This is a genomic window from Actinoplanes sp. NPDC049265, from assembly GCF_043197135.1.
GTDB lineage: Bacteria > Actinomycetota > Actinomycetes > Mycobacteriales > Micromonosporaceae > Actinoplanes.
In genome coordinates, this window is the sequence record NZ_JBICSP010000005.1 from 98,961 (window position 1) to 117,498 (window position 18,538).

The 18,538-nt window shown below is 70.5% G+C and carries 18 protein-coding genes; 4 read left to right on the forward strand and 14 right to left on the reverse strand.

Annotated elements, in window-relative coordinates; all coding sequences use genetic code 11:
* Positions 1 to 10: 10 nt before the first annotated feature.
* Complete coding sequence (locus tag ACGFIO_RS15015) at positions 11 to 955, reverse strand: NADP-dependent oxidoreductase (RefSeq protein ID WP_392826585.1); 945 nt, start codon at positions 953 to 955, stop codon at positions 11 to 13.
* A gap of 268 nt (positions 956 to 1,223) precedes the next feature.
* Between ACGFIO_RS15015 and ACGFIO_RS15020 the strand changes: the two genes are divergently transcribed.
* Positions 1,224 to 1,799 carry a TetR/AcrR family transcriptional regulator gene (locus ACGFIO_RS15020; protein WP_392826587.1) on the forward strand — a complete coding sequence of 192 codons (576 nt, stop codon included), beginning with the start codon at positions 1,224 to 1,226 and terminating at the stop codon, positions 1,797 to 1,799.
* A gap of 3 nt (positions 1,800 to 1,802) precedes the next feature.
* Here ACGFIO_RS15020 and ACGFIO_RS15025 read toward each other — a convergent pair whose 3' ends face one another.
* The 11 genes from ACGFIO_RS15025 to ACGFIO_RS15075 all read right to left on the reverse strand — a co-directional run bounded on the left by ACGFIO_RS15025 (position 1,803) and on the right by ACGFIO_RS15075 (position 12,665).
* Complete coding sequence (locus tag ACGFIO_RS15025) at positions 1,803 to 2,399, reverse strand: hypothetical protein (protein ID WP_392826589.1); 597 nt, start codon at positions 2,397 to 2,399, stop codon at positions 1,803 to 1,805.
* Entirely contained in the window at positions 2,396 to 3,724 is a 1,329-nt protein-coding gene (locus ACGFIO_RS15030) for a hypothetical protein (protein ID WP_392826591.1), read from the reverse strand. Before ACGFIO_RS15030 ends, ACGFIO_RS15025 begins: the two co-directional genes overlap by 4 nt.
* 59 nt (positions 3,725 to 3,783) lie before the next feature.
* The gene (locus tag ACGFIO_RS15035; RefSeq protein WP_392826593.1) at positions 3,784 to 4,566 is read right to left on the reverse strand and encodes a DUF4184 family protein; all 783 of its coding nucleotides are present in this window, start codon (positions 4,564 to 4,566) and stop codon (positions 3,784 to 3,786) included.
* Positions 4,567 to 4,602: 36 nt separating this feature from the next.
* Positions 4,603 to 5,169, reverse strand: coding sequence for a DUF6642 family protein (locus tag ACGFIO_RS15040; protein ID WP_392826595.1), 567 nt, complete (start codon positions 5,167 to 5,169; stop codon positions 4,603 to 4,605).
* 58 nt (positions 5,170 to 5,227) lie between these two features.
* Entirely contained in the window at positions 5,228 to 6,739 is a 1,512-nt protein-coding gene (locus ACGFIO_RS15045; protein ID WP_392826597.1) for an APC family permease, read from the reverse strand.
* Between the two features lie 92 nt (positions 6,740 to 6,831).
* Positions 6,832 to 7,539: a trimeric intracellular cation channel family protein gene (locus tag ACGFIO_RS15050; protein WP_392826599.1), complete on the reverse strand. Its 708-nt coding sequence runs from the start codon at positions 7,537 to 7,539 to the stop codon at positions 6,832 to 6,834.
* 109 nt (positions 7,540 to 7,648) lie between these two features.
* Complete coding sequence (locus ACGFIO_RS15055; RefSeq protein WP_392826600.1) at positions 7,649 to 8,638, reverse strand: zinc-dependent alcohol dehydrogenase family protein; 990 nt, start codon at positions 8,636 to 8,638, stop codon at positions 7,649 to 7,651.
* A gap of 16 nt (positions 8,639 to 8,654) precedes the next feature.
* Positions 8,655 to 9,503 (reverse strand): carbohydrate ABC transporter permease, encoded by an 849-nt coding sequence (locus ACGFIO_RS15060; protein ID WP_392826601.1) that lies wholly within the window; start codon positions 9,501 to 9,503, stop codon positions 8,655 to 8,657.
* Positions 9,500 to 10,432, reverse strand: coding sequence for a carbohydrate ABC transporter permease (locus tag ACGFIO_RS15065; protein ID WP_392826603.1), 933 nt, complete (start codon positions 10,430 to 10,432; stop codon positions 9,500 to 9,502). Before ACGFIO_RS15065 ends, ACGFIO_RS15060 begins: the two co-directional genes overlap by 4 nt.
* A gap of 62 nt (positions 10,433 to 10,494) precedes the next feature.
* The gene (locus ACGFIO_RS15070) at positions 10,495 to 11,835 is read right to left on the reverse strand and encodes an ABC transporter substrate-binding protein (protein WP_392826605.1); all 1,341 of its coding nucleotides are present in this window, start codon (positions 11,833 to 11,835) and stop codon (positions 10,495 to 10,497) included.
* Between the two features lie 68 nt (positions 11,836 to 11,903).
* Positions 11,904 to 12,665, reverse strand: a complete 762-nt coding sequence (locus tag ACGFIO_RS15075) for a DeoR/GlpR family DNA-binding transcription regulator (RefSeq protein ID WP_392826607.1) — start codon at positions 12,663 to 12,665, stop codon at positions 11,904 to 11,906.
* A gap of 293 nt (positions 12,666 to 12,958) precedes the next feature.
* On the opposite strand from ACGFIO_RS15075, the gene ACGFIO_RS15080 reads away from it, so the two are divergent.
* The 3 genes from ACGFIO_RS15080 (at position 12,959) to ACGFIO_RS15090 (ending at position 16,092) form a co-directional block, all read left to right on the forward strand.
* Positions 12,959 to 15,163 carry a putative bifunctional diguanylate cyclase/phosphodiesterase gene (locus ACGFIO_RS15080; protein WP_392826609.1) on the forward strand — a complete coding sequence of 735 codons (2,205 nt, stop codon included), beginning with the start codon at positions 12,959 to 12,961 and terminating at the stop codon, positions 15,161 to 15,163.
* Positions 15,164 to 15,364: 201 nt separating this feature from the next.
* Entirely contained in the window at positions 15,365 to 15,745 is a 381-nt protein-coding gene (locus tag ACGFIO_RS15085) for a fluoride efflux transporter FluC (RefSeq protein ID WP_392826610.1), read from the forward strand.
* Positions 15,742 to 16,092, forward strand: coding sequence for a fluoride efflux transporter FluC (locus ACGFIO_RS15090; protein WP_392826612.1), 351 nt, complete (start codon positions 15,742 to 15,744; stop codon positions 16,090 to 16,092). Before ACGFIO_RS15085 ends, ACGFIO_RS15090 begins: the two co-directional genes overlap by 4 nt.
* Positions 16,093 to 16,095: 3 nt before the next feature.
* Here ACGFIO_RS15090 and ACGFIO_RS15095 read toward each other — a convergent pair whose 3' ends face one another.
* Together ACGFIO_RS15095 and ACGFIO_RS15100 are read right to left on the reverse strand one after the other, a co-directional pair.
* Positions 16,096 to 17,721 (reverse strand): S8 family serine peptidase, encoded by a 1,626-nt coding sequence (locus ACGFIO_RS15095; protein WP_392826613.1) that lies wholly within the window; start codon positions 17,719 to 17,721, stop codon positions 16,096 to 16,098.
* Between the two features lie 48 nt (positions 17,722 to 17,769).
* Positions 17,770 to 18,525, reverse strand: a complete 756-nt coding sequence (locus tag ACGFIO_RS15100; protein ID WP_392826615.1) for a zf-HC2 domain-containing protein — start codon at positions 18,523 to 18,525, stop codon at positions 17,770 to 17,772.
* Positions 18,526 to 18,538: the final 13 nt, after the last annotated feature.

Below are 18,538 nucleotides of genomic sequence, written 5' to 3' on the forward strand. Positions count from 1 at the left end.
GGTCCGGCCGTCAGGCCGCCGGGGCCACGACGACGACCTTGCCGAGCGTCTCGCCCGCGCCGATCCGGGCGTGGACCGTCGCCAGCTCGGCCAGCGGCACCCGCTGCCCGACGTCGATCCGCAGCTCGCCCCGGTCGACCAGCTCGACCAGCCGGCCCAGCTGCCCGGCGTCGCTGCGGACGAACAGGTCGATGCCGCGTACGCCGCGCTCGGCGTCCGAGGGGGCCGGCATCCACACCGTCGTGTTCACCAGCACCCCGCCCGGCCGGATCAGGCCGGCCAGCTGGTTCAGCACGGCCGGGTCGACCGGCGCCAGGTTGAGCACGACGTCGACCGGCTCGGTCACCGCCGCGACCACGTCGGTGGTGGTGTGGTCGAGGACCTCGTCGGCGCCCGCCGCCTTGACCGCGTCCGCGCTGCGGGGGCTGGCCGTGGCGATCACGTACGCTCCGACGTCCTTGGCCAGTTGCACGGCGTACCCACCGACGGCGCCACCGGCCCCGTTGACCAGCACCCGCTGGCCGGCCGTGAGCTCGGCGTGCTCGAACAGTGCCTGCCAGGCGGTGAGGCCCACCACCGGAAGGGCGGCGGCGTCGGCCAGCGGCACGCTCGTCGGTGCCGCGGCCAGGATGTCGGCCGAGGCGATGACGTACTCGGCGGACGCGCCGACCCCGGTCATCGGCAGGAACCCGACCACCCGGTCGCCGACCGCGACCGCGGTCACGCCCTCGCCGAGCGCATCGACCGTGCCGGCCAGGTCGAAGCCGGGCGTGTGCGGCAGCTCCACCGGGATCGGACCGCGCATGTTGCCGGCGCGGATGTTCGCGTCGACGCCGTTGAACGACGTCGCGGCGACCCGGACGCGTACCTGCCCGGCGCCGGGGACGGGTTGCTCCACGTCCTCGTAGCGCAGGACGTCGGGGCCGCCGTACTCGTGGAAACGCACTGCCTTCATCGGAGAGCCTCGCCTCTGGAGATGTAGGTGCTTCGAAGATGAAGCATCTCTTCAACTGAAGGTACTGCTTCAATTTCGAAGCAACCAGTGTTCGTGACGCTTGTCTCGCCGCTGGGGCCGAGCGCCACGATCCGGTTGGTTTCGTCGGCATCATGGGGCTGAGCTCGAGCCAGTGACAGCCTTGCAATCGGTTGTAGCGGACGATACCGTCCGCTTTGAGCTGGCGCAATGGCAAGATCGTCCGACCATTTGTGCCATCATCACTCGCGTGCCAGAGCGCAGCGCACGCCAGCCCCGCCGGGACGCGGCCCTCAACCGCGAACGGGTGCTCGACGCCGCCACCGATCTGGTCCGGCGCGAGGGCGAAAAGGTGCCGATGGCCGACATCGCCGGCCTCGCCGGCGTCGGTGTGGGCACCGTCTACCGGCACTTCCCCACCCGCGAGGACCTGATGGGCGCGATGGTGCACCGGTCGTTCACCATGGCCCTCAGCCACGCCCGGGCGGCCGCCGCCCACCCGGGCCCGGCCGGCGAGGCGATCCGCGACTACCTGGCCGGCATCGTGCGCGACCGCGACCGCTTCATCCTGCCGCTGCAGGGGGGCCCGCTGATCTTCACCGCGGCCATCCGCGAGCTGCAGGGCGAGATCCGCGGCGTCCTACAGGTGCTGCTCGACCGCGGGAAGGCCGCGGGTGAGATCCGCCCCGACCTCAGTCCGGAGGACGTGATCGTCACGTCCGCGGTCCTGGCCCGCCCCCTGCCCGCCATCGACGACTGGGACATGCGGGCCAACCGCTACATCGAGTTGCTGGTGAACGGCATCCGGGCGGACGGCCCCGGATAAGGATCAGCGATCGGCGGCGGCGCGCTTGGCCGGGCCGGCCACCGCGTACGCGATCAGCCCGGCCGCCGCCAGCACCCCGGCCGTGACGGCCGCGGCAGTGCTCTCCGGCGCCTGCGCCGGCCAGGTCAGCACCCGGCCGAGGAGGGGCTCCGCGTGGGGGAACATCACCGCGGCCAGGGTCCACCCCAGCGGCAGGAACCACGCCCGCGCCGGGCCGATCGCGGCGGCGCCCAGGGCGGTCAGCCCGAGCAGTCCGGCCGCGTCCCGCACGACCAGCCCGGCCGGCCCGAAGCGGGCCTCGGTGGCCAGCGTGATCAGCAACGGCAGCACCACGACGAGGAACGCCACCAACAGATGCGCGGCCCGGCGCAGGAACACCGGCAACGAGCCGGTCAGCTCCAGGGCCGTGTCGGGACCGCCGAGCGTGGTGGTCAGGGCGGCCACCACGACCAGCACGGTCAGGATGACCATCGGCAGTCCTACGTCACGGCTGTTGGAGAAGATCGACCACAGCGACCACATCAGCACCACGCCGCCGATCGCCATCACCAGTGCCGCGGGGACGTGCCGGGAGCGCAGGTAGAGGCCGGCCCACCTCACCGCGCGCCCCGGGTCAGCATGCCGTCCTCGGCCGAGCAGGTGATCGCGGCCTGGCGCAGCTTCGCGACCCGGGCCATCGCGTCGCCGGCGGGCAACTGCCGCAGGTCCCGCAGCAGGTTCGCGGCCTCGGTGAACGGCGCGGGGTCGGCACCGACGACCTCGGGGTCGGGCTTCGGCTCGCGGCCGACGAGCCAGTAGGCGGCGGCCAGCCTCTCCCGGAAGGACACGGACTTCTCGCATGCGGGCGGGCTGGCGAAGGCCGCGACCGCCACGTCCGCGGCCACATCGGCGGTGTCTCTGAGGTGACCGTCCGGGCCGACGTCGATGCTCAGGAGGGCTACGTCGTCATGCCACTCCGGATAGACGTCGGGGTAATAGGTGGTGGTGTCCTCGTGTACCCGGGTCGGCGCACCGGGCATCTTGGCCACGATCGCCAGGCCCGCGCGGGCCCGGGTGGCGACCTCGGGCAGCAACCCCGCATGGACCCGGCTGACACAGACGACCGGCTCGCCGTCGGCGCACACCAACTCCTTCGCGGCCCGGTCGACCGCGCCGATGACCACCCGGCTCTGGTGCGGCATGACGCCGATGGCCAGGACGGCGCCCAGCACCGCGGGCAGCAGCGCGGCGGTACGCAGCCGCCAGTCGCCGACCAGCAGCATCAGGGCGGCGACGGCGAGCGCGCCCAGCCAGATGGCCTGCGCGGCGCTGGCCCGGCCGGGCACTGTCGCGTAGGCGTCCGGCATGTTCATCTCGTAGATCGGCGAGAAGACCAGGGCCAGCCATCCGCGCGGCCGGGTCCAGCCGGGGATCAGCAACAGGAACGCGAGGCCGGCCACGGCGAGCAGCGGCGGCGTCACCGGCCAGGGCAGCAGCCGCCCGACCGCCTGGCCGAGCCAGACCGCCGCGATCAGTGCCAGCACACCGACCGCGGTGACGACGAAGAACGCCATCGGCAGGTATCGCGCGGTGCCGGCGATCCACAGCAGCGGGGCGACGCTCATGGCCAGGTAGCCGCACACCACCGCCACGGCCATCGCGCTGATCGTCGGCACCACCCGTTGCATCCGGGGGCGGGGCGTGGTGGCGAACAGCTCGGCCACCTTGGAGCGCGACTCGCGGCGGGTCTGCCAGGCGCCCGCGGCCAGCGCCAGCGGCCAGAGGATGGCGAGGTAGAGCCGCTGGGTCATGGCGATCTGCATCCGCCCGGCGGCGAACCCGATGCCCTCGGCGAAGAACATCAGCACCGTACCGATCACCAGCAGGGCGACGGCCGTGGCGGGCGCGGCCGAGCGGCGCAGCTCGACTCCGACGACGCGCATCATCGGCCGGCCCCGGTCTGGGAATGATTGGCGTTCATGCTCAGAAGGACGACCGGGCCGCGCTACCGGTTCTCACGCGGGTGTGACCTGAGCCACACCACGCTGTAGACCAGCACTCCGACGGCGACGCCGGTCATCGCGCCGGTCACGACCAGACGCAGCACGACCGCCGAGTGGACCGCGTCGAGAACGCTGTAGCCGTGACGCGCCGGTCGCACCACGGCGGCGACGACACCGGCGGCCATGATCGCCGCGATGCTCCACCGGCGTGCGACCGGCCCGAGTGCGATGCCGGGCCGCTCCGGGCGGTCCGGCTGGTGACGCCACCACCAGAGCAGCCGGCCGGCCAGGACCAGCGCCCCGGCCAGCGTGCTGACCCACCACAGGGCGTCGGCGACCCGCGGCGAGCCCGGGAGCGGCGACCACGACCCGGAGCCGTTCTCATGCACCACGGCGTCCCAGAGCAGGTGACTGAGCACGCCGACCGCCGCCGACAGGGTGATCCAGGCGACCCGCGCCGGCCCCGACCAGGGGAACCGGGTCGCCGGGTCGGCCAGCCGCCCGGCCGCGCCCCCCGGCAGCAGGGCGATCAGCGGTCTCGCGAGCACGTGGTGGAACAGAGCGAGCAGGACCAGAGCCCCGATCGTCCCGGCGACCATCCCGGTGCCGAACTCGTGGGTGTAGGTCAGGTTGTAGTCGCCGTACGGCCCCCACGCCGCCGAGGTGGCCTGCGGCAACAGGTAGGGCAGGTCGGGGGCGACCGCACCGGCGACCAGGGCCGAGGCGACCAGCGGGCGGCGGCTCAGCGGCAGGATCACCGCCGGATGGCTCAGCGTGAAGGGCATCAGCTGATTGTGGGCCGCGGCCGCCAGCCGGCCGGATCAACTCGCATAGATCACCCGGAACCCGAGATGGTCGGCCAGGGCCTGCCAGCGGGCCGAGCGCATCAGGCGTTCCAGGCTGTCGACCCGGCCGCCGTTGACCAGAGTGTCGAGGACCAGGGTCTCGAGGGCCGCGCTCTCGATCCAGTCGATCTGCTTGGTGTAGCCGCAGAGCATGGTGGCGCCGGTCTCGTGCAGGAATTCCTGCAGATCGCCGTTGGGCGCGCGGAGGATCGAACAGGCACCGAAGTAGAGCTTCTTGCCCTCGCACTTGCCCGACATCCAGCCGGCCACCTCGTCCAGTTCGACCGTCTGCCGGCTGTTCAGGCAGAGCTGGCTCGGGTTGCCGTGCATGGCGAAGAAGCCGACCTTGAAGGTGGCGTACCGCCTGGTCAGCCAGGTTTCGAGGTAGTGGTGGAGCTCATCCGGGGTGGCGGTGTCGCGATGGATGAACCGGATCCGGCCCAGGCGCTCGAGCAGCTCCAGCAGCGGCAGCACCGAGCCTTGCCTGGTCAGATCGTCGTCCCATTGACCCTCAACGCAGAACACCCCACCGGCGCGCGCCATCGACCCTCCCCCGTCCTGTCGAGCACCGGCGAATGTAGCTCGCGGGTACGACAGAACATCAGGCCGACTTCTGGATCCGCTCGGGTCGATGGGCGCCGGGAGACCGCTGCTGGGGTACGGCCGGAGCCACCACCACCGCCGTCCCGCCCAGCCCGATCCCCGCGTACGTGATCGGGCTCCGGGTCTTGAGCGCGAGCCCGAACAGCGCACCGGAGCCGAGGACCAGGGCGAAGGCGGCCGGAACGGCGATCACCAGCCAGTGCCGGGACGGGACGCCCAGCAGCGCCGGAAGGTTCCTCGCGGCCAGGTACAGCAGGGCGCCGAGCAGGACCGTGGCCAGCACCGGGGCCACGAAGGCACGCCACGCGCCCTCGTGGTTGGGCGCCCGGTTGAGGAAGAGCATGGTCGCCAGCGCGGCCCCGAGGAGCAGGAGCAGAACGCCGAGCGCACCGGCGGTGGTCAGCCACGGATAGAGCTCGGTGTACGGCTCCCAGCCGGCCACGTACGACAGGCTCAGCACCACCAACGCGACCACACTCTGCGTGATCGACGCGGTGAACGGCACCGAGGTCCGGGCACCGGTACGTCCCAGCCGGTTCGGCAGAACACCCTCGCGGGCCAGGGCGAACGAGTACCGCGCGATGGTGTGGTGCAGCGAGATCATCGCCGCGATCAGTCCGGTCAGGAGCATGACCCGACCGAGCGTGACGGCCCACGGGGCGAGGCGGTCGCCGATCAGCTCGAAGAGCAGCTCGCCGCCGTCCAGCGAGCGGGCGGCGATCCGGTCCGGGCCGGCGGCGACGCTGGTGGTCCAGGCCGAGAAGGCGTAGAGGAGCGTCAGGCCGAGGATCGAGAGCGCGGCCGCCCGGGCCACGGATCGGCGGGGACGGGACGCTTCCTCCGCGTACGCCGCGGCCGTCTCGAAACCCACGAAGCCGAACGCGGCGACCACCAGGAGCAGCCCCAGCGCCGGGCGGTCGACGACCCCGGCCGGCACCAGCGTGTCGGTGGTGATCCGATCGCCGGCCGGATCGATCAGGTTGGCCGCGCCGAAGCCGGTGATCACCGCGACCTCGGCCAGCACGACCAGGGCCAGCACCGCGCCGACGAGTTCGACCCGGAGCAGGCCGCAGAGGGCGACGACGAGCCAGCAGCCGGCCGCGACGGTCCACCACGGGGCGCTCAGGCCGAACCAGCTGTCCAGCATCGGCGCTGCGAGCAGCCCGGCCGCGCCGTAGAGGCCGATCTGCAGGGCGTTGTAGGAGAGCAGGGCCAGCCAGCCGGCCCCGATGCCGGTGGGCCGGCCGAGGCCGCGGGCGACGAACGAGTAGAGCGCGCCGGCGTTGGGCGAGCGGCGGATCATGGCGGCGTAGCCGACCGCGAAGAGCAGCAGGACAAGGGCGACGGCCGGGAAGAGCAGGGGTACGAAGGTGACGTCGTTCCCGGCGTACGCGATGGGGATGGTCGTCGTGACGACGGAGAGCGGTGTGGCGGCGGCGAGGGCGACGAAGATCAGTGCCGGCGCACCGAGGCGACCGGCGGCGAGGGGATGCGTCGCGGGCGGGGGCATAGATCCATTGAGACCTACGAGTCGGCCTTTGACAACCCGTAGTGACGCATGCCTAACTCAAAGTGAGATGAATGGCATGAGTCACGGTTCAATCATGATCTTCGTTCCAGCCGCATGGTCTTCTCGTGCCAGATCGGATCATCCGGCGGAAACTCGATCGCGTGCGACAGCCGGGCCGCACCCGGCGACGGCCGCACCTCGGGCCGGCCGTGCGGCGTCCACACCCGCCAGCCCTGGCGCACCGAGATCACCCGGATCAGCGCGGCCCCGGCGACGAGCAGCACCACCACGACCGGGCTGGCCCGATGCTCACCGAGCAGCCACGCGCCGACCACGGTCAGCACGGTGGGCACTATCGCCGGATCGCCGTGGAAGAGCTTCGGACGCTCGCCGACCAGGAGATCGCTGAGGACACCACCACCGACGGCGGTCAGGGTTCCGCCCACCAGCATCCCGCCCAGGCCGAACCCGGCGTCGGCGGCCCGCATGGCACCGAACAGCGCGAAGGCGCCGAGCCCGACGGCGTCCAGCACCACCAGGCCCGATTCCAGCCGGTCGAACCGGCGGAAGAACACCACGGCCAGGGTCGCGGCGAGCAGCACCACCCCGACGTAGGAGTAGTCGACCAGATAGACCGGGGTCCCGTGCAGGATCAACTCACGGACCGTGCCGCCGCCCATCGCCACCACACCGGCGCAGACCACGACTCCGAAGAGGTTCATCCGCGCCTGCAGCGCGCGATAGGCGCCATAGCTGCCGAAGGCGAAGACCCCGACCAGATCCAAAATGTACGACAGCATCGGCCGATACCGTACGAGACCACCTCGACCCACCACCGGCGGCCGGTACGCCAGGGCACACTTTCTTCCCTCGCCGGTCGCCACGGGCCGGCCGGCGAGGGAGGAGGGGTCAGGGCTCGATCAGGATCTTCCGGCCGACGCCGTTCTTGAACTGCTCCAGGGCCGCCGCGTAGTCGGCCAGCGGGAACCGGTGGCTGACGAACACCTCCGGGTCGAGCACGCCGGCCGCCATCAGCTCACCGGCCCGGTCGAAGCTGTGCAGCACGGCCATCGAACCGGCGATGGTGATCTCGCGCCGATAGATCTCGTACGGCTCGATCTCCACCTTGGTGCCGGTGTTGGCCACCCCGAACTGCAGGAACGTACCGCCCCGGCCGACCCGGGTGAGGCCGTCCCGGATCGCGGCGGCCACCCCCGTGCAGTCGATGACGATGTCCCAGCCGCGCGGGGCGTCGAGCTCGTCGGCGCTGGTCACGGCGGCGGTGCAGCCGAGCCGCGTGGCCGTCTCGAGCCGCTGCGGGTTGAGGTCGACCATCGACACCGTGGCCGCCCCGGCCCGCTTGGCCAGCTCCATCATCATCAGGCCCATCGTGCCCGAGCCGTAGATGAGGAAGTTGTCGGCCACATTCCGCGGCAGCACGTCGAAGCCGCGGACCGCGCAGGACAGCGGCTCGATCAGGGCCGCGTTCCGCGCCTCCAGGTGAGCTGGGAGCTTGAACAGGTTGGCCATCGGCGCCAGGACCAGCTCGGCCGCCCCGCCGCCGGCGGTCACCCCGATCGCCGCCCAGTTCTCGCACTGGTTGCCGCGGGCCCGCTTGCAGTAATAGCAATACCCGCAGTAGAGCGACGGGTCGACGGCCACCTGGTCGCCGACGGCGTACCCGCTGACCTCGGACCCGACCGCGACGATCTCGCCGGCGAACTCGTGGCCCGGCACGATCGGGAAGGCGGGCGCAAACTCGCCCTCCATGATGTGCAGGTCGGTGCCGCAGATCCCGACCGCGGCCGGCTTGACCACCACGTCGGTGGGGCCGGGCGCGGGATCGGGAAGCTGCTGGATCTCGATCGTGCCGGGCGTGACGACGACGGCTGCCTTCACTTGACGGCTCCCATCTTCACTTGACGGCTCCCATGGAAAGGCCGCGGACCAGCTTGTTCTGGGCCACCCAGCCGGCGATCAGCACCGGCAGCGACAGCAGGGTGGCCGCCGCGGACAGGTCGGCCAGGAACGGGCCGCGGCCGGAGATGAAGCCGAGCAGGTAGATCGGCGCGGTCGACGCGACCGTGTCGGTCAGGTTGACCGCCAGGAAGAACTCGTTCCACGTGAAGATGAAGCAGATCAGCGCGGTGGCGGCCAGGCCGGGCGCGACGATCGGCAGGATCAGCTTGCGGATCGAAGTGATCAGCCCGGCGCCGTCGACCTCACCGGCCTCGAGGACCTCCTTGGGCACCTCCAGGAGGAACGAGCGCATCATCCAGATGGCCAGCGGCAGGTTCATCGACGTGTAAAGGATGACCATCGTCCAGATGTTGTCCTTCATGCCGATCTGCACGGTCAGCAGATACACCGGCAGCACGGCGGCCACCGGCGGCATCATCTTGGTCGAGATGAAGAAGAACAGGGCATCGGTCCATTTGCGTACGGGTCGCAGCGACAGCGCGTACGCCGCCGGGGTGGCCAGCACGACGACCAGCAGGGTGGAGAAGACGCTGGCCATCAGCGAGTTCAACAGGAACGGCGTGATGTTGCCGCCGAGGACGTTGCTGAAGTGCTCGAACGTCGGGGTGAAGAACCACACCGGCGGGTTGGTGGTGACGTCCTTGGACTGCTTGAGCGCGGTCAGCACCATCCAGATGACCGGGAACACGAAGATGATCCCGGCGATCCAGGCCACCACGCCCCAGACCGAGTTGCCCAGCCGGCGCTTGCGTGCCGCCGGGGTGGTCACGGCTACCGCGGTCATCGGCTCTCCTCCATCTTGAACAGGCCGGAGATGACCCGCAGGGCGAAGTTGGCCACGATGATCGTCAGGATCACGACGACGACACCGGCGGCGCTGGCCTCGCCGTACTCGTACTTGCTGAAGATGGTCTGGTAGATCTCGTAGGGCAGGTTGGTGGTGGCCGTACCCGGGCCGCCCTGGGTGATCGTGAAGATCGCGTCGAAGGTGTTGACCAGGTAGATCGAGCCCAGCAGCGCACCGAGCTCCAGGTACTGCCGCAGGTGCGGCAGCGTCATCGTGGTGAAGATCCGCCACGATCCGGCGCCGTCGACCCGGGCCGCCTCGAGGACCTCGTTGCTCTGCGACTGCAGGCCGGCCAGCAGGATCAGCATCATGAACGGCGTCCACTGCCAGACCAGCGTGGTGATGATCGCGGTCTTCGGGAAGGACGTGGTCCACGCCGTGTCCCCGCCGAACAGACCGTTGATCAGGCCGTAGTCGGGGTTGAAGATGCCGTGCTTCCAGAGCAGCGCGGCCGCCACCGGCATGATCAGGAACGGCGTGATCAGCAGGGTACGCACGACGCCGCGGCCGAAGAACTTGCGGTCCATCAGGATGGCCAGGCCAAGGCCGAGGATCATCGAGAAGATGACCGCGCCGGCAGTGAGCAGCACGGTGTTGAGCAGAGCGGACCGCAGCCGGTCGTCGGTCAGAACGGTGACGTAGTTCTCGACGCCGACGAAGTCTTTGGAGCCCGGCCGCAGCGCGTTCCAGCTCAGGGTCGAGTAATAGATCGTGAACAGGAACGGAACCTGCGTGATGATGATCGCGAAGATCAGAGCGGGCAGCAGCGGAGCGCGGCGCGACCACCGCTCCTTCGCACCGCCCTTGGGGGGTACTGCCGGGGGTGAGGCCTTCTTTTCTTCCGCCCGGGTGATGACGTCGGTCATGGGCTTGCCTTCCGGTCGGTACGGCGGCGCCACCCCAGGGAGGGCGGCGCCGCCGCGGGGCACTACTTGTACTTGCTCGCGACGCCCTCGGCGAGCTTCTGACCGTCATTCAGTGCCTGGTCGACCGTCTTGCTGCCGGCCATCGACGCGCTGACCTCCTGAGAGACCTTGGTGCCGAGGTCGGCGAACTCGGGAATGCCGACGAACTGCACGCCCAGGGCCGGCCGGGGCTGCACGCCCGGGTTCTGCGGGTTGGCATTCTCGATCGACTTCAGGGTGAGGTCGGCGAACGCCTTGGCCGAGTCCTTGTACTCCGGGATCTGGTAGGTCGAGGTGCGCTTGCCGGACGGGACCCGGGACCAGCCGAGCTTGGAGCCGACCAGCTTCTCGTAGTCCTTACCGGTGGCCCAGGAGATGAACTTCCAGGCGTTATCGGCCTTCTTGGTGGTCTTGGGCATGGCCCACGCCCAGGTCCACAGCCAGCCGGAGTACTCGGTCTTGTTGACCGGGGCGTACGCGTAACCGACCTTGCCCGCCACCTTCGACGCGCTCGGGTCCTCCAGCGTGCCGGCCGCCGACGTGGCGTCGTACCACATGGCCGACTTGCCCTGGCTGAACGTGTTGAGGCACTCGGTGAAGCCGGCCTGCGGAGCGCCCTTCTCACCGTAGTTCTTGACCAGGTTCACGTAGAAGTTGGTGGCTTCCTTGAACTCCGGCGCGTTCACCTTCGGCGTCCAGTCCTTCTCGAACCAGGTGCCGCCGTAGGTGTTGACCACGGTGGTCAGCGGCGCGAACACCTCGCCCCAGCCGGGGAGACCACGCAGGCAGATGCCGGCCACGCCGTCCTTGTTGAGCTTCTGCGCGTACTCGGCCACCTGGGCCCAGGTCGGCTTCTCCGGCATGGTGATGCCCGCCGCGGCGAACATGTCCTTGTTGTACATCAGGAAGGACGACTCGCCGTAGAACGGGGCGGCGTACATCTTGCCGTCCTCGCCGGTCAGCGACTGCACCATCGGCTTGAGCAGGTCGGCCTGGTCGTACGAGCTGTCCGCGGCGGCCTGCGTGGAGAGTTCGTGCAGCCAGCCGTTCTTCGACCAGATCGGCACCTCGTACGCGCCGACCGTCGCGACGTCGTACTGACCGCCCTGGTTGGCCACGTCCTGGGTCACCTTGTCGCGCAGTTCGTTCTCCGGCAGGATCGTGAACTTCACGGTGATGCCGGTCTGCTTGGTGAAGTTGTCGGCGGTCAGCTTCTGGATGTCCTCCATCTGCGGGTTGCCGACCATGAGCGCGGTGATGGTGTTGTCGCCCCCGGATTCGCCACCGCCACCGGTGGAACCGGCGCCCGAGCAGCCGGATAGTACGAGCGCGACGGCCGACGCTCCGGCCAGCGCGATCGACAATTTCCTACCTGTTTTTTGCACGGTTGATCCTCCGTCGAAATGCGCACTCAATTGCAAAATCGGGATTACTAAACTCGGAGCACCTGGGGCCCGAGCCGGGAATAACGTTGCGCCTCGGACGCCGGCAACCCGGTGTCCGTGACCAGTGATTCGAAATCGGATATCTCGGCGAACCGGCAGAACGTACGGACGCCGAACTTGGTGTGTACGCCGGCGAAGACGCGCCGCCGCGCCGCGCGAACGGCTTGCGCCTTCACGTCGGCCACCGCGGGATCGGGCGTGGTCAGCCCCACCTCGCGGGAGATGCCGTTGGCCCCGACGAACGCCAGGTCGAGCACGAAGCCGGAGAGCATCGTGCTGGCCCAGTGGTCGACGGTGGCCAGGGTGCGCCCCCGCACCCGGCCGCCGAGCAGCAGCACGGTGACCGGCGAGTTGGTGGACAGCCAGGCGGCTGTGTTGAGCGAGGCGGTCACCACGGTCAGCGGCCGGTCGATGGGCAGCGCCTCGGCGATCAGCTGGGGGGTGAAGCCCTCGTCGATGAAAATGGTCTCGGCGTCACCGATCAGACCCACCGCGGCCGCGGCGATCCGTCTTTTCTCGGGTACGCCGCGGGTGGTCCGCATGGCCAGATCGGTCTCGAATTTGGCTGTCTCGACCGGATAGGCGCCGCCGTGTGTGCGGCGCAGCAGTCCGTGCTTTTCCAGCCGGCGCAGGTCGCGGCGGATGGTCTCGGCCGAAACGGTCAGCTCGGCGGAGAGTTTGGCCACGTCGACCTCGCCCTGCCGCCGGGCGAGAGCAACGATCTGGTGTTGCCGCTCGTCCGCATTCATCCGTGCACCTCCCGCCCTGCCGTGCTTCTTTTTAACACCGGCGAAACGTGTGGTCCCCATCACAGGCTAGGCGACTTGTCTGTGTCGTTGACCGTTTCCCGGTAACTCCAGGGCCAATAGAATCCCATCAGACCGGCACGAAGGCGGATCAAGGTCATGACCGTTTGGGCAGAAAAGGTGCCCGATCTCTGCCCGCCGTGTGGGAGTGCCCGTCCCGGCGTGTGGTTTCGGGCACCGGACGACCGAACGGGAAACCGCTCAGATCCGGGCCTGACCCGCCGACCTTCCTCACCGTGGCGCTTGCAACCCAGCAACTGACGGAATTCCTCTCCGTCGTGGCCGACGGTCCCCCGGGACCGGCCGCACAGCACGCTGCCGTCGAGTGCGCGGCCCGTGCACTCGAGGCCGACCTGGCGGTGCTCGCGATCGACGGCGCGGTGGTGGCGACGATCGGCGTGTCCGCCGACGACGTCTCCGCCTACGAGGTCGGCGAGGTGGCCGCCGGTCGGCGCAGCCACCTCGACCTGCCCGGCGGCCCCTACGCGATCACCCACGCGGAGATCGACGGCCGCGCCCCGGCCGTGCTGATCCTGGCCCGGAGCTCGTCGCCGTTCAGCGCCGAGGAGGTCTGTCTGCTCCGCGGCATGGCCCGGGTGCTCGAACTCAGCCTGCAGGCGCTGAACATGGTCGCGGTCGAGCGGATTGACTCGCTGCAGGAGCGCGAGCGCCTGTTCGAGCAGCTGTCGGCGATCCAGCGGGCGATCGGCCGGCGCGCGCCGCTGCAACAGATCCTGGACACGGTGACCCAGAGCGCCAGCGACCTGATCGGCGTCGAGAGCGCCTCTCTCAACATGCTCGAGGCGGACGACCCGACGGTGATGTCCGTGACGGCCGGGCACGGCCCCGGCGCGGCCGTGGCCGCTCGGCTGAAGAGGCTGCCGCTGGCCAACGCCGGCGTCGCCGGGCTCGCCGTTATGGGCAACGAACTGGTCGCGGTGGAGAACTACACGCAGTCCCCGATCGCCGTCCCGGAGGCGGCCCGGCACGGTCTGCAGGCGGTCATGGCCGTGCCGGTGCACGAGGACGGTCGCGTGGTCGGCAGTCTCGTGGTCGGCACCTACCAGGCCGCGAAAGTCTGGGACAAGGCGTCGCGGGACATCCTGCAGGCCTTCGCCGAGCACGTGAGCCTGGCCATCACCGACGCCAGGACGCTCGAGGCGATGAACCAGTCGTTCCACGACTCGCTGACCGGGCTGGCCAGCCGGTCGCTGTTCATGACCCGGATGGAGAGCGCCTTCGAGGGCGAACCGCACGGCGTGGCCGCGCTCTTCGTCGACCTCGACCGCTTCAAGGTGGTCAACGATTCGCTCGGGCACGCGGCCGGCGACCAGCTGCTCACCGGGGTGGCCGCGCGGATCGAACGGTGCCTGCGCAAGGACGACACCGCGGCCCGGCTCGGCGGCGACGAGTTCGCCGTGCTGCTGCCCTCAGTCGGCTCGGTCGAGGAGGTGATGCCGGTGGCCCGGCGGATCCTCGAGGCGATCCGCGAGCCGTTCGTGCTCGGCGGCAAGGAGACCTTCGTCAGCTGCAGCATCGGCGTGGCCTTCGGCGAGGCCGGCGGACAGGACGCGCAGGATCTGATGGTGCGCGCCGACCTGGCCATGTACCAGGCCAAGAAGCAGGGCAAGGACCGGTACGAGGTGTTCCAGCCGGCGATGCAGGCCGAGTTCCAGGCCGCCCTGCAGATGGAGGCCGACCTGCGCCGGGCCATCGTCCGGCACGAGTTCCGGCTGCGCTACCAGCCGATCGTGCACCTGCGTACCCAGCAGATCTCCGGTCTCGAGGCCCTGGTCCGCTGGGAGCACCCGGAGCGGGGCACGATCCCGCCGCTCGACTTCATTCCGCTGGCCGAGGAGACCGGCCTGATCGTGCCGATCGGCGAGTGGGTGCTGCGCGAGGCGTGCCGGCAGGCGGCCGAGTGGAACCGCCGTCGGGACGTCCCGCTGACCGTCAGCGTGAACCTCTCGGCCGTGCAGCTCGACCAGGGCGTGCTGCCGAGCCTGGTCGCCTCGGTCCTGGCCGAGACCGGGCTGCCGGCCCAGTGCCTGGTCATCGAGCTGACCGAGAGCCTGCTGGTCGACCATCGGTCGAGCACGCTGGAGCAGCTCGAGGCGGTCAAGGCCATGGGGGTACGCCTGGCCATCGACGATTTCGGCACCGGCTACTCGTCGCTGGCCTACCTGCGGCGTTTCCCGGTCGACATCATCAAGATCGACAAATCGTTCGTCGACGACGTGGGCGACGAGCCGACCGCCGCCGCGCTCACCCTGGGCATCATCCAGCTCGGCCAGGCGCTGCGGCTGTCGACGATCGCCGAGGGCATCGAGGACGCCGGGCAGCTCTCCGAGCTCACCGACGGCAACTGTGAGCTGGGCCAGGGCTACTACTTCGCCGAGCCGCTGACCTCGGACGCGATGGACCAGCTGCTGTTCGAGTGAACGAGTCGTCACGCAGATGTATGACTGCGTAACGATTCACCCTCACGCATGATCCCTCTTGATCATCAACCATGATGATCATCTACTGTGGTCGTCCTCTGGAGTTTGCCACTCGGCATTCCGGGCAATGACCGAACCCATCACCCGGACAGGCCGGGGTGGACGCCGCCACGTCTGCCCCGGCCGCCGTAGTTTGAGCCTGTGGATCTCGACTTCCGGGTGCTCGGCGCCGTCTCCGCGGGTGGGGTGATCGGGGCGCTGGCCCGCTTCCTCCTGCAGAGCGCGTGGCCGCACCACACCGGTGACTTCCCGTGGGCGACCTGGGCGATCAACGTGACCGGGTGCTTCCTGATCGGCATGCTGATGGCGCTGATCGCGAGGCGGTGGCCGGCCCAGCGATACCTCCGGCCGTTCTTCGGCTCCGGGGTGCTGGGCGGCTACACGACGTTCTCGGCCTGGGCGGTGGAGACGTTGCAGTCGCGACCCGGGGTGGCGGTGCTCTATGCCGGTGGCACCCTGGCCGGTGCGCTGGTGGCGGCCTGGGCCGGCGGTGCGCTGGTGGCTCTGGGGCGTACCCGGTGACGGTCCTGCTCGTCGCCCTCGGCGCGGCCGTCGGGGCGCCGCTGCGCTATCTGACCGACCGGCTGATCCAGGCACAAACCGGGTCGCGGTTCCCGTGGGGGACGCTGACCGTCAACGTCGCCGGGTCGCTGCTGCTCGGCTTCCTGGTCGGCCTGCCGGTCGGCCGCGATGTGGCGGCGCTGCTCGGGACCGGGTTCTGCGGGGCGCTGACCACCTACTCGACGTTCGGCTGGGAAACCGTGGCATTGCCCCGCCGCCTGGCCCTCCTGAACGTGCTCCTGAGCGTCGTGGCTGGCCTGGCCGCGGCGGGCGCCGGCCTGCTCGTCGCGGCGGCGCTGACGAGGTAGGGCCTACTTGGGGGCCGGGTCGGCCGCGGCCGGGGTCAACGCCTCCTCGGCATCGGCGTCGGCCGCGTCTTTTTCTTCGTCTTCGCCGTCGTCGTCCTCGTCGCCGGGCTGATCCTTGAGCAGCCGCCGAATCCGGAAGACGAGCAGGACCGCCGCGCCCAGGGCGACCAGGGTCACGGCCGCCAGCAGCGTCGACCGGCCGCCCGGGCTGCTCGAGGCCAGCTTGCCCGGCTGCTCCAGATCACCCGAGGTCGCCTCCTCGGGCAGCACCTTGGTGACCGCAGCGGCCGGATTGATCATGCCCCAGCCGTAGGCGCCGTCGGGCTGGGCGGCGTCGCCCATCTTCTCCGAGGTCGCCTCGATGCGGTGAACCACCTGCTCCGTGGTCAGATCCGGGTACGCGGCCCGCACCAGCGCCGCGGTGCCGGCCACCAGGGCGACGGCGTACTGGGTGCCGCTGGCCGTCATCGAACCGGTCGCACCGGCGGCCACGCTGCTCACGTTGATGCCGGGAGCGACCGCGTCGATGCCACCGCTGCGGTAGTCGGCGACCCGCTGGCCGTCGGCTCCGACGCCACCGACGCGCAGCACGCCGGCCCCGATCTTCGCGCCCGGGTTGACCGGTACCGACCCCAGGGACGCGCCGATCACCACCACGACGTCCCGTTCCGCCGCCTCGGAGATGGCCTTGGCCACCTCGGGTTGCGTGGTGTCGACCAGGTTGCCCAGCGCGATCACGGTCGCGCCGGCCTCGACCGCGGCCTTGATGGCGGGAGCCGCGCCGACCGGCGGCGCCTTGGAGTCGTTGCCGGTGATCCGGACCGGCATGACCGTGGCATCGGGCGCGACACCCTTCACGGTGTCGCCCTTGCCCGCCTGCGCCACGATCAGGCCCGCCATCGCGGTGCCCGAGCCGAGACAGTCGGCGTCGCCCCGGCCCTTGCCGGTGGTCATGTCCATCCCGACCGCGATGTGGCCGTTGAGCACGGGCTGGGCACCGTCCACACCGGAGTCGACCACGGCCACCAACTGGCCCTTGCCGCGGCTCTGGGGCCAGGCCTGGTCGGCCGCCAGGCGCAGGCCGGCCCAGTCGGAATGGCTGCTCGAGACGGCCGCGGTGGCGCACTTGCCGCCCCCGCTCTTGGACCCCGAGGCCGGCTTCGGCCGCTGCGCCGGCACGGTGCCGGCCCCCGCGACCTGGGCCGGCGGCACTGTGACACCGGGGCGGGAGTCGTTCTTCTTCGGCTTGTCGGCCGGGCGCGGCTGGACCTGGGTGGACGGCAGGTCGTCGGGCAGGATGCCGTAGCGGACGCCGGTGCCGAGGGCATCCCAGGGCAGCACCAGCAGCCATCCGGCGCGCACCTGGGCGGCGTCGGTGAGCCGGCCGTCGTCCGGCTGCTCGCGCCCGCTGTTCAGGTTGAGGATCTCGGCCGATCGAGCGCCGTCGCCGAGAAAGCGGGTGGCGATCTCGGTGAGGTTCTCCGGCTTGCCCTGGTAGGCCGACGTCACCGCGTAGTACTTGACGAACTCGTCAGCGGCCGACGCGGGAGGTGCGGCCCCGGCGATCGCGACGACCGTGACACCGACCGCCACGCAGGCACCGCGAACCGACCGCACGATCCAGCGCATCTCAATCCCTCTGTCTTTGACTGACGGCCGACCGGCCGGGGCCGCGTTTCACCGCGGGGTCGCGGCGCCCGGACCGCGAAGGTACACCGTCAGCACCGGCGGCCCGCCGACCTCGCTGATCGTGACGAAGGCGAGCTGGTCGAACGGGACCGGGAGATCACCGGCGACCTCCTGCACAGTGGGTGCGCCGGACCACTGGTCCACCTCGTGGACCGTGCCGTCGGAGGTGACAGCATCCAGGCGGTAGGTGGTGCCGAGCTGCAACCCGGCCGCGGCCACCTTGACGTGGACGCCGTCGCCGGTCTCCGACGCCTGTACCGACGCGGACGGGCCGCCGGCGGCCGCCGAGGCGGTCGCGGCCACCGTCACCACGGCGCGTCCGCCGTCGCTGGTCAGCCGGTTGAGCAGGGTCAGGGCACCGAATCCGACGACCAGCACCAGGGCCAGCGCGAGGCCGGCCTTGGCCAGCGCGAGCCGCTGCCGGCGGCTCCGGGTCCGCCGCGCCGGCCCGGTCGGCGCGGTACGGCCGGACGGTCGAACCGAGGCGGCGCGGACCGGACCGGGCCGGACCACATCCGGCGTGGACGGCGCGGCCTTCTGCGCCCCCGATGGAGCGCCGTCGTCCTCGAGGAGCAGGCCGAGAGCCGCCACCACCTCGACAACCGATTCAGCCGCCGACCGACACTCCGCGCAGTCGCGCAGGTGCCGGTCGACGGCGTCACTCTCGGCCGGGGTCAGGGCGTCCATGTAGTGCGGACCCAGCAGGTCCGTTACATGGTCGTCCTGGGCGGCGGCGTCGGGCACGTCGATCAGTGTC